8 protein-coding genes are annotated in these 12,673 nt (G+C 68.3%); 2 read left to right on the top strand and 6 right to left on the bottom strand.

Annotation, left to right across the window (positions count from 1 at the left end; genetic code table 11):
• Positions 1-228: 228 nt before the first annotated feature.
• The 4 genes from JOE66_RS15440 to JOE66_RS15455 all read right to left on the bottom strand — a co-directional run bounded on the left by JOE66_RS15440 (position 229) and on the right by JOE66_RS15455 (position 8,132).
• Entirely contained in the window at positions 229-2,157 is a 1,929-nt protein-coding gene (locus tag JOE66_RS15440; RefSeq protein WP_205110943.1) for an AtzH-like domain-containing protein, read from the bottom strand.
• Positions 2,158-2,184: 27 nt separating this feature from the next.
• On the bottom strand, positions 2,185-2,784 hold the full coding sequence (gene recR / locus JOE66_RS15445; RefSeq protein ID WP_205110945.1) for a recombination mediator RecR: 600 nt from the start codon (positions 2,782-2,784) through the stop codon (positions 2,185-2,187).
• Positions 2,785-2,796: 12 nt separating this feature from the next.
• Positions 2,797-5,724, bottom strand: coding sequence for a DNA polymerase III subunit gamma and tau (locus JOE66_RS15450; protein ID WP_205110947.1), 2,928 nt, complete (start codon positions 5,722-5,724; stop codon positions 2,797-2,799).
• A gap of 473 nt (positions 5,725-6,197) precedes the next feature.
• A complete protein-coding gene (locus tag JOE66_RS15455) occupies positions 6,198-8,132 on the bottom strand; it encodes an alpha-keto acid decarboxylase family protein (protein ID WP_205110949.1) in 1,935 nt (644 codons plus the stop codon).
• 102 nt (positions 8,133-8,234) lie between these two features.
• Here JOE66_RS15455 and JOE66_RS15460 point away from each other — a divergent pair, with 102 nt between their 5' ends.
• Positions 8,235-8,693: an Lrp/AsnC family transcriptional regulator gene (locus tag JOE66_RS15460; RefSeq protein WP_205110951.1), complete on the top strand. Its 459-nt coding sequence runs from the start codon at positions 8,235-8,237 to the stop codon at positions 8,691-8,693.
• Between the two features lie 97 nt (positions 8,694-8,790).
• Entirely contained in the window at positions 8,791-9,057 is a 267-nt protein-coding gene (locus JOE66_RS15465; protein ID WP_205110953.1) for a hypothetical protein, read from the top strand.
• Here the strand turns inward: JOE66_RS15465 and JOE66_RS15470 are convergent.
• Both JOE66_RS15470 and pta read right to left on the bottom strand, forming a co-directional pair.
• Positions 9,036-10,220, bottom strand: a complete 1,185-nt coding sequence (locus JOE66_RS15470) for an acetate/propionate family kinase (RefSeq protein ID WP_205110955.1) — start codon at positions 10,218-10,220, stop codon at positions 9,036-9,038. The genes JOE66_RS15465 and JOE66_RS15470 overlap by 22 nt on opposite strands.
• A complete protein-coding gene (gene pta, locus JOE66_RS15475) occupies positions 10,217-12,466 on the bottom strand; it encodes a phosphate acetyltransferase (protein ID WP_205110957.1) in 2,250 nt (749 codons plus the stop codon). The genes JOE66_RS15470 and pta overlap by 4 nt, the downstream gene beginning before the upstream one ends.
• Positions 12,467-12,673 lie beyond the last annotated feature (207 nt).

Consider the following 12,673-nt stretch of genomic DNA (forward strand, 5'->3'; position numbering starts at 1 on the left):
CGAGTGGCGTAGTTGCAGCCCGCCACCGGCCAGGCGGGTCGGGCATGGCCGACGCCAACCATGCGCACGGTTCGGAGTGGGCGCGCCGACCCGCAGCGCTGCGTCGGAATGGATGCACGGGCCGATCGGCCGGCACGATGCGGCCCCACCGGGCTGGCGGTGAACCCGGCGAGGATGCCCTGCCGGGACGGGGAGTGCCCGGGCGAGGGAGTACCGGGCGGTTTCAGCTCAGGCGCGGGGTGTGGCCAGAGCGATGAGGGCGAGGTCGGCTCCACGGGCGCCGATGAGGCAGAGACCGACCGGGAGGGTGCCCGAGCGGCCGTAGGGCAGGGTGAGGGCGGGGAGTCCGGAGAGCGATGCGAGGCAGGTGAGGCGGAGGGTCGCCGCACGCACGCGGTCGATCTCGGCTGGGTCGGCGGTGATGCGGGGGGCGCCGCTCGACGTCGAGGGCAGCGCGAGGGCAGACCCCGGGGGGATGGCGGCCTCGAGCGTGTGGGTGGCGCTGGCGAGTGTGGCCCTGGCATCCGCTGCCTCGTTGTCGGTGATGGTGCTCGCTACGCGGAAGCGCTCGGCGATCGCCGGGTCGAGGGCGTCGGGGTTGGCGGTGACGAATTCGGCATCGGCCTGCCAGGCTTCGTACTGCTGCACGACGCGGAAAGCGGTGAACCACGAGTCGAGCACGTCAGGAGAGAGCGAGAAGTTCTGCCCTGCAGCGCCGGAGGAGACAATCGGTGCGCCGGAGTTGAGAGAGAGAGCGCGCAAGGCGGCTTCAAACGTCAACTGCGTGGGTGCGTCGGCGAGGGCGACGAGCGTCTGGTCGACGATGATGCGCGCGATGGGGGCGGGCGACACGACGGGCTCGGCGACAGCGGGCGACGCGGCCGCGGTTGACGATGACTGGCCGGCCGGGGCGGGTGGGGTTGCCTCGGAAGCACCTCCGCCTGTGGCGAGGATCGCAACCGCGCCGGCCTCGAGGGTCGCAAGGTCGCGGGCGAGCACGCCGACGGTGTCGAAACTCGGCGCCAGCGGGACGAGCCGCTCGCGCGAGACGGCACCGTGCGTCGTTCGGAGGCCGTAGAGCCCGGTGTAGGAGCCGGGCACCCGGATCGAGCCGGCCGTGTCTGTGCCGAGCCCGAGGTCGGCGAGGCCGAGTGCGACGGCAGAGGCCGGCCCGCTCGTCGACCCGCCCGAGATGTGGCCGGGTGCAGCGGGGTTGGGGGGCGTGCCGAAGTGCACATTGGTGCCGGCGATCGAGAACGCCAGTTCGTCGGTCTGGGCGAGGCCCGTGATCTCGGCGCCGGCGTCGATGAGCGCCTGCACGGCGGGTGCGGTCGTTGCTTCGGGCGTGCGGCCAGCAGCAAAGGTGGGGTTGCCGGCACCGATGATCTCGCCTTCGACGGCGAACAGGTCTTTGACGGCGACCCGGATGCCCTGCAGTGCGCCCGCGCCGGCCAATGCTGCACCAGCGGCCGTGCCGGGTGGGGTCATCTCGGAACTCGTTGCGGGGGTTCGCAGGGGGCGTCGCTGCTCGGGGGTCGCCCAGATGGCGCGCTCCTCCGCGTCGGTCAGCGTCATCTTCGACGCCGCGGATGCGGCGCCCAGCGCAACTCCCGGGGCTGTAGAGACGTGCGCGACAGCGACGGCCCACGGAGAATCCGCGTCGGCGCGCTGCCACAGCTGGGTCTGAGTGCCGGTGCCGGAGTCGTCGCGCACCGTCTCAGCGACGATGACCGCTGAATTCTCGTCGATCGGCCGCACGTGCACACGCCGGAGGTATCGCTGTGGAACGGCTGGCCGGGCAGCCCTGAATGCGGCAATGGCGTCATGGCCGACCAGCGCAGCTCCCCCATCGCTGCGCACGGTTTCGAGCGAATCCGCGAAGAGAGCGTCGAGCTCTGCCACGTCATTCGTCATCAGTGCCCGTTCGTAGCGCCAGAAAGCGGCGAGGAGTGTGGGGTCACCCAGCGGGAAGTCGGTGGTCATCGGGCTCTCTTCTGGTTCGGGCTCGGAGGGAGTGGCTGATGCCGGTGAGTCAGGGGGTCGGATGACCGGATCCGGCCCGGCCTCGGCAGGTGACCCAGACCCGGCCCCCGCGGCCGGTGTGGTCGCGGCCTGTGCCGCATCCGTACCCCTTGGCAGGATCGGCCGACCGGGCATGGGAGGGCGCCATCGCACGGCAGACCTCTACTTCTCGACGAGGCGCCGGCCCTCGAACGCTCGCCCGAGGGTCACCTCGTCGGCATATTCGAGGTCGCCCCCCACGGGCAGGCCTGAGGCGAGGCGCGTCACGCGGATCTCGAGGGTCGTCAGCAACCGCGACAGATAGGTGGCCGTCGCCTCGCCCTCGAGGTTCGGGTCTGTCGCGATGATGACTTCTTCGACGGTCGCGTCGGCGAGTCGCTGCATCAGCTCACGAATGCGAAGGTTGTCGGGCCCGATCCCGTCGATCGGGCTGATGGCGCCGCCGAGCACGTGGTACAGCCCGCGAAACTCTCGGGTCCGCTCGATGGCGACGACATCTTTGGCCTCTTCGACCACGCAGATCACGTTCTGTGAACGCCGCGGGTCGCGGCAGATCGAGCAGGTGTCCTGTTCAGAGACGTTGCCGCAGATCGAGCAGAAATGCACCTTGTCGCGCACTTCGATCAACACTTCGGCAAGCCGGGTGACGTCGAAACTCTCGGTCTGCAGAATGTGAAAGGCGATGCGCTGGGCAGACTTGGGCCCGATACCGGGCAGCCGACCGAGCTCGTCGATCAGTTCCTGGATGATTCCCTCATACATGTGCTCTGCCGCCTAGCTGTCTCTGCCGGGCGCCATGCCAGGGTTGCTTCGCGGAGCGACGGGCCGCTCCTCGATGAAACTGGCCCCGAGAATCTCACGCACGACCGCCTCGCCGTACCGCTCCTTCTCGCCGAAGCGGGGGCCGGATGATCGGGGCTCCGCCGCAGCCCGTGACCCCGTCGATCCGCCCGAACGGGGTGCCGCGGGCGGCGTTGTGCCTGGCCGGGGTGATGCCGGAGTCGTGCCGCGGGGAGCTTGCGTCGAAGGTGCGTCGGGGGTCGATGTCCTCGGGCCGGTTGCTGGCGCAGCACCGGGTCGCGCCGCATTCGCAGTCGCATTCGTGACCGGCTTGGCACGCGGCGCCGAGTCGCTCGGATCCCAGTCGGTCGGCCCAGCGTCGATCGGAATCTCGCTGGACGGGTCGGCCCACGCAGCAGCAACGCTGGATTCGTCGTAGTCGGGAATGTCCCCTTCGGGGATGTCGTCAGGAAGGTCGTCGGGAACGAAGTCCGGGATGCCTGCCGTGGGGTCGGTCGAGCTGGAGCCTGGGCGCAGGGTACCGTTCGGGCGACCGGCGGCCTTCTGCACCGGGCTCTGAGCGGGCCGCTGCGAAGACACTCGCGCTGACGGGCTCTGGTCTGGCGAGAGGCTCGGCTCAGCATCCCGGTGCCGGAGCGGCGACGGGCTCTGGGCCGGCGCCTGGTTCGGGTTCGGGATGCTCATGGGAATCGCCCCCGCACGCAGGGGTTCGTCACCCGGCTCGGGCGCAGAGGTGGGGATGGCGACGGTCGGCCACGATGCGCGGCCCGCGCCGCCGGCTGTTGCCGTGCGAGTTGGTGCGCCGGAAGATGGTCTGCCGGTTGTGGCCGAGCCGGTGGAGGCAGGGCGAGTCGGTGCCGAACCAGTCGACGCCGGGCGGGCAGGCGACGCTGGCGGCGTTGCACTCCCGGGTGCCGGGACCTGCGGCCCTGTGCCCCCCTGCGCCCGAACGGCGGGCCCCGCAGAAGGCTGCCCCGAGGCAGGCTGAGTCGACGCTACCGGGGTTGACGAACCTGGAGTAGAGGAAGCTCGAGGCGACGCAACCGGCACGGACGCACTCGGCACAGCACCAGTCGGCGCTGAACCAGGAGTCACTGAACCAGTAGTCACCGACGCGCTGGGAGTCGGCGGATGTGTCGGTGCCTGCGAGGCGGCTGCGGCTGCGCCTCCCCCGACTCCTCCACCTGCGACGTCGACCCTCGCGATGAACTTCACCCGCAGACCGATGATCTCGAGGATCGCCTGGCGGAGGTACTCGCTGACCCCCTGGCCGGGCGCCTGCTGCTCTTTGAAGCTCGCGACATCGTTCTCGCTCGGAAAGCTCAGCGTGAGAACATCGCCCGCGAGGGCGCGGACCGAGGCGGTGTAGACGACCATCCATGCCGTGCGTTTTGCCCTCTGCACCGCTTCGAGTACTTCGGGCCAGGCGTCACGCAACTGTTCGAGCGTGACCTCGCCGGGAACGGCCGCTGCGACGGGCGCGGGTGCGTGATGATCGGCGAGGGCGGCCGCGAGGGCCTCGTCTTTCGCCGATTCCGGTGCCCCTGCGCCTCGAGGAGCGCCCCCGGATGCTGAACCGGCAGTCGAACCCGCCGCCTGGATCTGGGGTGCCTGCGCGTCCCCGCCCGGTGCCTGCGCGCCCGCATCACGAACAGCTGTAGCAGGATCTGCTGCTCCACCTGCCGCTGTTGCAGCCGAAGCTGCACCAGCTGACGGCGCAACAGCGAGGGGGGCGCCGTCGACGCCCACGCGCCGCTCGAGACGCTCGACACGGGCAAGCGCCCCGCGAGCCGTGTCGTCGCTCGCCGGAACCAGCACCCGCGCGATCATGAGCTCGAGGTGCAGTCGCGGAGACGTCGCCCCGGTCATCTCGGTGAGAGCCGCGTTGACGATGTCGGCGGTACGGGAGAGTTCAGCCGCGCCGAACAGCGTCGCCTGCTGCTGCATCTGCAGCAGGTCGTCTTGCGGCATTCCGCGCAGCACCGCAGAGGCGTTCTCGGCCGTCGCCGCCACGATGATCACGTCACGCAGCCGCTCGAGCAGGTCTTCGACGAAGCGGCGGGGGTCCTGCCCGGTCTGGATGACCCGATCAACTGCCCCGAACGCCGCCGCAGAATCGTGCGCGCCCAGCGCGTCGACCACTTCGCCGAGCAGTGACGAGTGCGTGTACCCGAGCAGCGCCACGGCCCGCTCGTACTCGATGCGGTTACTCTCGGAGCCCGCGATGAGCTGGTCGAGCAGAGAAAGCGTGTCGCGAGCGGAGCCGCCACCGGCACGCACCACGAGGGGCAGCACCCCTGGTGCCGCCGTGACTCCCTCGATCTCGCACAGGGCCTGCACGTACTCGAGCAGCTGGGCGGGCGGGATGAGCCGGAACGGATAGTGGTGTGTGCGCGACCGGATGGTACCGATCACCTTGTCGGGCTCGGTGGTCGCGAAGATGAACTTGATGTGCTCCGGCGGCTCTTCGACGATCTTCAGCAGCGCGTTGAAGCCCTGCGGGGTGACCATGTGCGCTTCGTCGAGGATGAAGATCTTGTAGCGGTCGCGGGCGGGAGCAAAGACGGCACGTTCGCGCAGGTCTCGTGCATCATCCACCCCGTTGTGGCTCGCCGCGTCGATCTCGACGACGTCGAGCGAACCCGAGCCGTCGCGGCTGAGCTCCACACAACTCGGGCAGACACCGCACGGGGTGTCGGTGGGGCCCTCAGCGCAATTCAGGCAACGCGCCAGGATGCGGGCAGAGGTCGTCTTGCCGCAGCCGCGCGGCCCTGAGAAGAGGTACGCGTGGTTCACCCGGTTGGTCCGCAGCGCGGTCATCAGCGGCTCTGTGACCTGTGACTGGCCGATCATTTCGCCGAACGTCTCAGGTCTGTAGCGGCGGTAGAGGGCTGTGACCATGGCACCAATCGTATCCGCCACCGCCGACACGCGGGCCCGTCCCGCTGAAGCTGTGAAGGCGTTCCACCAATCGTCGGCCCTGAGTCAAACCTCGGCACTATGTGGCGAGATCGGGCTCAGGGCCGACGGTTGGTCGATTCGCCGGCTGCGTTACGAAAGTCCGGGTTGCCGGATGCCCGGCTCACACCGTTCGCGCACGACGGATGCCTGACTCACCCTGCGCGAACAATCCAACGAACCTCAGCCCAACCGGCGCGCTATACGCGTCGGACCCGCCCAGGTTCGTCCGTTTGTGCCCGGATCCACCTCGGCGGCGGCCTTCCGCCCTGCTGGACGGCTTCTCCGCACCGACCTGGCGTGGCACGCCCCCTGATCCTCGCGTGAAGGGCCGCTCCCGCCAGCTCGGCGCCTGCGCAGGGCGTCGGGCGCAGGGACGGGCGTGAGTCGCGAATCAGGCGAGCGCGGCCGCGACGTCAGACGAGCGCAACAGCGGCGACCGGCGCGTTCGCCTCGGCCAGCCCGGCCCCGAGAAGCTTCAGCAGGCGCGGCGCATCGAGCTGCGGCAACACGGCCTCGATGAGCACGAGCTTGTCGGGCGTGCGCGCGGCGAGGGCCAGGGCATCCGCCAGCTCGGCTGCCGTGGTCGCCAAAGCGGTCACCGCGCGGTCAGCGGCACCGAACGCGGCGGGCAGGGCCGTCCAGTTCCACGGCGTCACGTCCTGGTAGATCGCGTTCGGGCTCTGAATTGCCCGCTCGATCGTGTACCCCGCATTGTTCAGCACGACGATCACGGGCGTGAGCCCGCGGTGCAGGATGCTCGCCAATTCCTGCACCGTCAGCTGCGCCGACCCGTCCCCGATCAGCAGCACGGCGCGCTTCTCCGGTGCCGCAAGGCAGGCGCCGAGGGTCGCAGGCAACGTGAATCCGATCGACGACCAGACCGGTTGGCCCAGCAGGTCGCAGTTGTCGGGCAGCGTAAGGTCGACCGCGCCGAAGAACGCCGTGCCGGCTTCAGCGATAACAGTGGTGTTCGGCGTGAGGAAGCCCTGGATCTGCGGCCAGAAACTCGCGTGCGTGAGGGCGTCGTCACCCGGAACATCGGGTGCGACGGCGGCCTGGACACTGCTGCCGACCTGGGCCGCTGCGCCTGCGGCATCTGTCCCGGCAACACCAGCGTCTGCTGCAGAGTGCGGCTCTCCCCCTTCACGCGTCGGCGCGACACTCGGCGCCGCCCCAACCGCATCACTCGGGGAACCCCCCGCCGGCGTCCCGGTAGCAGCGGCGACGTCACTTTCGTCGTCGCGGGCAGCACCACGGGCGACGTCGATGGGCGGCACCTGGTCGAGCCGGGCATCCTGCAGCACTTCGTTGAGCACTCGCAGCGAGTCTTCGAGCTGCACGCCGAAGAAAGTCGATTCGCCGACCCGCGCCCAGCTCATTGCCAACTCGACAGCCTGTTCGGGGTCGAAGCGGTGGGTGAAGAAGCCGGTCAGCAGGTCGCTCATGATCGTTCCGGCGAGCACGAGCAGGGGCGCGTCGTCGATGGCGCGGCGGGCTTCGTCGACGCGGGTGTGGGCGCCGATGTAGGTTCCGATGCTGGCGGGGTGCGACTCGTCGAGAATCGCCTTCGAGCCGCTCTGGGTCGCGATGTAGACGCCGGGCGCGTCGGCAATGCACCGGATGACCGGCTCCAGGTGCCGCCGGTGAACCCGTGGCCCCACCAACAGGCTCACGCTACGGGCCGAGAACACGGCCCCGCGAAGAGCTGCCGCGAAACGTTCGAGCTGCCGGTCGTTGCTGCCGAAGGGAGCGAGTGGCTCGCGCAGGTTCGCGGCCGAGACGGTGGCGACGGCGACGTCGGCCGGAACGCCGATGTACACGGGCTTCGACTCATTGAGGGCGGTGAGCAGAATGCGGTCGATGTCGGCGGGCGCGGTTGCTGTCTTGACGACGACGGAGGCCGCCGTGACCTGGTCGTAGGCACGCACGAAGTGTTCGAAATCACCGTCGGCGAGGGTGTGGTGCAACAGTGCGCCGGCCATCTGGGCGGAGGTCTGGGGCATGCCGGTGATCTGCACGACGGGCACGTCTTCGGCGAAACTGCCGGCCACGCCGTTGATCGCGGAGAGCTCGCCGACACCGAAGGTCGTGACGACGGCGCCGATGCCGCGGCGGATGCGCGCATACCCGTCGGCGGCGTAGGACGCGTTGAGCTCGTTGGTCGCGCCGACCCACTCTGTGCCGTCGACAGCGAGCATCTCGTCGAGCAGGCTGAGGTTGAAGTCTCCGGGCAGGCCGAAGAGATGCGGGGCCCCGAGCTGCACGAGACGGGTCGCGAGGTAGGCACCGACCGTGACGCGAGCGGGAGCAGGGCTGTTGGGCGCCGTCTGGGCGAAGTCACTGGTCATACCGACAAGTAGAGACGCACTGGGCGATTTGCGCAATCGGCTGTATTCCGCTTGATCAGATTGACCAGTATTCTGATGGTCCATGCGCAGGAGGTTCGCACTATGCCCGACATCGACGCCACCGACCGGCGCATCCTGCGAGCGCTCGACGACGACCCGCGAGCGCCCGTCCTGCTGCTCGCCCAGCGCCTGGGCCTGGCGAGGGGTACGATCCAGGCCCGGCTCGACCGCCTGACGCGCTCCAACTCACTGCTCGCGCACAGCGTGCGGGTGGAGCCGGCTGGCCTCGGGCTCCCCATCCGCGCGTTCGTGACGGCGGAAGTCGAGCAGGATACCTTCGACCAGACGATTCACGCCCTGGCGGGCATCCGCGAGGTCATCGAATGTTCGGCCATCGCTGGAGCCGACGACATCATCTGCCAGGTCGTCGCCCGCGACCCGGATGATCTGTACGAAGTGGGGCAGGCGATCCTCCGTTGCCCGGGCATCCGTCGCACCGCCACCTCGATCGTGCTCCGTCAGCTCATGCCGCACCGCATGGCGCAGCTGCTCGTCGACTGACGCGCGGAGCGAACGGGGGCCAATGCCAGAATCGATGCATGGCCAGAGCGCCAGCACTATGTCGACCCAGGCAATTTACTGAGATAAACTCACACGCATGACGAACGATATGAATGACCGCGAACTCCGATCGGCCACTTTGGGCAGCGGACGTGTTTCGTTCCCTGTTTTCACCGGTGGAAGCGGGCTTCGCGCAGGCATTGATGCGTCGTCAAATCGCGAACTTTTCGATACCCTCGACGATTCGGTGGCGTTGGATGATCGTCTTTGCGCCCGACGTCTTCATCTCCCCATTGTGGTGCAGGTATGCGCCGAGGTCAGCGTGCTGTCGAGAGCGCGAGCTCAGACCGCGGCGAGCGCCTGACGGGCGATCTCCAGCTCTTCGTTGGTCGGGATGACGAGCACGGCAACGGCCGAGTCTTCAGCCGAGATGAGGCGCGGTCCGCGCTCGGGCGAGATGTTGCGCTCGGGGTCGAGGCGGATTCCGAGGAACTCGAGGCCCTCGAGCGCGCCGGCACGAACGACGGGGCTGTTCTCGCCCACGCCGGCGGTGAAGACGATCGCGTCTGCCCCACCGAGGCCGGCAAGGTAGGCACCAACGTAGTGTTTGAGCCGGTGGATATACACCGAGAGGCCGACAATCGCGGCCTCGTCACCCGCATCGGTTGCGGCGACGACGTCGCGCATGTCGCCCCTGCCCGTCATGCCGAGGAGGCCGCTCGATCGGTTCAGGAGGGTGTCGAGTTCGGCGAAACCGAGGCCAGCCTTGCGGTTGAGGTAGATGAGCACGGCCGGGTCGAGGTCGCCGGAGCGTGTTCCCATGACGAGGCCCTCGAGGGGAGTGAGCCCCATCGACGTGTCGACGGAGATGCCGCCGTCGACCGCACAGGCCGACGCTCCGTTGCCGAGGTGCAGCACAATGGTCTTGAGCTCTGCCAGAGGGCGCCCGAGGAACTCCGCGGCGGCTTCGGAGACGAACTTGTGCGAGGTGCCGTGGAACCCGTACTTGCGCACCCGGTTCTTCTCGGCGATCTCGGCATCGATCGCGTACGTGTATGCGGCGGCAGGCAACGTGGCGTGGAATGCAGTGTCGAACACTGCTACCTGCGGAACACCGGGGAAGGCCAGTTCTGCCGCGTCGATGCCCTGCAGGTTGGCCGGGTTGTGCAGCGGCGCAAGCTCGGACAGGTCGTCGATGTTGATCTTCACGAGGTCGTTGACGATCGTGGCACTGAAGAACCGCTTGCCCCCGTGCACCACCCGGTGCCCGACGACGACCGGCGGAAACTCGGCGAGTGACGGCCCGTGCTCGTCGAAGGCCGCCACCATCACGGTGAAGGCCTCCGTCATGGTCGCGACAGGCAGCTCGCGCTTGTGAGCTTCACCCGAAACCTCGTGTTTCGTCGACGCGAGTTTCTCCCCGATGCGCTCGACCAGCCCGCTGGCGAGCACGGTCTCGGTCGTCATCTCGATGAGCTGGTATTTGAGCGACGAGGAGCCGCTGTTGATGACGAGTACGGCACTCATACGGTGTGCTCCTGTTCGGCGGTCTGTTGTGCGGCTCCCGGTGAGCGAACCGGGCTCGACTGCTCGACGGCGGCGAGCGTCTCCGGTGATGACTGCCGGTCGAGTGTCGTCACTTCGCCGGTTGCTGCCTGGATCGCCGTGATGGCGATCGTGTTGACGATGTCGGCGACCAGCGCCCCCCGCGACAGGTCATTGATCGGTTTGTTGAGGCCCTGGAGTACCGGACCTACGGCCACGGCCCCCGCACTCCGCTGCACCGCCTTGTAGGTGTTGTTGCCCGTGTTGAGGTCGGGAAAAATGAACACTGTCGCGCGCCCGGCCACCGACGATTCCGGCATCTTCGCCGCGGCGACGGCGGCGTCGGCTGCCGCGTCGTACTGGATCGGCCCCTCCACAAGCAGGTCGGGGCGCCTGGCCCTCACCAACTCGGTCGCCGTTCGCACCTTCTCGACGTCGGCCCCCATGCCCGAGGCGCCCGTCGAGTACGAGAGCATCGCGACCCGCGGCTCGATGCCGAACTGGGCCGCCGTCTCAGACGACGAGATGGCGATGTCGGCGAGCTGCTCGGCGGTCGGGTCGGGAATGACGGCGCAGTCGCCGTAGACAAGCACCCGGTCGGCGAGCGCCATCAGGAACACGCTCGACACCACAGAGACACCGGGCCGTGTCTTGATGATCTCGAAGGCCGGCCGAATGGTGTGCGCTGTCGTGTGCGCTGCTCCAGACACCATGCCGTCGGCCATGCCCAGGTGCACCATCATCGTGCCGAAGTACGACACATCGCTCACGGTGTCACGCGCCATGTCGAGCGTGATGCCGCGGTGCGACCGGATGCTCGCGTACTCCTCTGCGAAACGCTCCCGCAGCACGGGGTCGAACGGGCTGACGATGACCGCCGCGTCGAGGTTCACCCCGAGGCTCGTGGCGCGCCCGCGGATCTCCTCCTCGTCGCCGAGGATGGTGAGCCGGGCGATGCCCCGGGTGAGAACAGTGCCCGCCGCACGGAGGACCCGGTCATCCGTGCCCTCGGGGAGAACGATGTGCCGCTTTGCCGCACGGGCCCGGTCGATGAGGCCGTATTCGAACATCAGCGGGGTGATGACGGTCGACGTACTCACATCAAGCAGTTCGAGGAGCCTGTTGCCGTCGACATACCCTTCGAAGAGAGCGAGTGCGCCGTCGTACTTGCGCTGGGAGTCGGCGGCCAGTCGACCGCGCGTGCCGGTGATGCGCACCGCCGTGTCGTAGGTGCCGAGCGGGGTCGTGATGATCGGAATGGTGGGCGCCAGCCCGTCGATCAGCCGCTGGATCGGCTCTGGCAACTCGAACCCGCCGTTGAGGATGATGCCGGAGAGGCTGGGGAACGTCGCCGAGGCGTTTGCCATCAGCGCGGCCAGCAGAACCTCGGTGCGGTCTGCAGCGATCACGATGACCGCCCCTTCGCTGAGGCGCGGGAGCACATTCACCATCGACATGCCGGCGACCACCACACCGAGCGCTTCGCGGCCGAGCAGTCGCGAGTCACCCTTGATCATGGTGCCGCCGATCGACTCGAGCACATTCGTCATGCTCGGGGCCACCAGGATGCGGTCTTCGGGAATCGACCAGATGGGCACGCGGCTGTCGGTCGCGCCGAAGTACGTGTCGCCCATGACGCGGGCTATCGCGTCGCGGATCTTCTCGAGGTTCTCGGGGTCGGCGCGGTTGGCGACGACGGCGACCAGCGTGGCATGGGCGGCCTTCAGCTCGACGAGGGCGAGTTCGGCGATCTGCCGCATGTCGTCGGGCGTGCGGGGCTCGGAGTGCCCGAGCATCTCTGACGACCCCTGCCCGGCGCGCCCACCGAGCACCAGAAGAACAGGAGCCCCCAGGTTGGCCGCGATACGGGCGTTGAACGAGAGCTCCGAAGGGCTGCCGACATCGGTGTAGTCCGAGCCGAGGATGACCACGGAATCGCACAACCGTTCGACGTCTTTGTAGCGCTCCACGATGCGCGAGAGCGCCGCCTCTGGGTCAGTGTGCACGTCGTCGTAGGTGACCCCGATGGTCTGCTCGTAGCTGAGCCCCGAGCCGTGATGCGCGAGCATCATCTCGAGAACATAGTCTCGCTCGGTCACCGACCTGGCGATCGGGCGAAAGACACCGACCCGGCCGGCGGAGCGCCCGAGGATTTCGAGCACGCCCACCGCAATGGTCGACTTGCCCGAATGACCCTCGGCAGAGGTGATGTAGATACTGCGCGCCACGCTGCTCCTTAGACGAGAAGACCTCCCGCGCAAACCACCGCGCGATCGACCGGTCGGCATCCGTTCTGCCATGCCTGTTCCAGACTAGGGAGTACCGGCTGGGAACGCACTGCCTGTGCACTGATCATGAACACTCTGCGACCTGTGGAGGACGACCCCGCTACAGAAAGTGCGCCTGGAGAACGGCCCGATCGCGTCGGCGACGGA

It is taken from the genome of Subtercola frigoramans, assembly GCF_016907385.1.
Lineage (GTDB): Bacteria > Actinomycetota > Actinomycetes > Actinomycetales > Microbacteriaceae > Subtercola > Subtercola frigoramans.

Coding starts and splice junctions, on each gene's coding strand:
- JOE66_RS15460 (WP_205110951.1), top strand. CDS start 8,235: ATGCCCGACATCGACGCCACCGACCGGCGCATCCTGCGAGCGCTCGAC.
- JOE66_RS15470 (WP_205110955.1), bottom strand. CDS start 10,220: ATGAGTGCCGTACTCGTCATCAACAGCGGCTCCTCGTCGCTCAAATAC.
- JOE66_RS15465 (WP_205110953.1), top strand. CDS start 8,791: ATGACGAACGATATGAATGACCGCGAACTCCGATCGGCCACTTTGGGC.
- JOE66_RS15450 (WP_205110947.1), bottom strand. CDS start 5,724: ATGGTCACAGCCCTCTACCGCCGCTACAGACCTGAGACGTTCGGCGAA.
- JOE66_RS15440 (WP_205110943.1), bottom strand. CDS start 2,157: ATGCCCGGTCGGCCGATCCTGCCAAGGGGTACGGATGCGGCACAGGCC.
- JOE66_RS15455 (WP_205110949.1), bottom strand. CDS start 8,132: ATGACCAGTGACTTCGCCCAGACGGCGCCCAACAGCCCTGCTCCCGCT.
- recR (WP_205110945.1), bottom strand. CDS start 2,784: ATGTATGAGGGAATCATCCAGGAACTGATCGACGAGCTCGGTCGGCTG.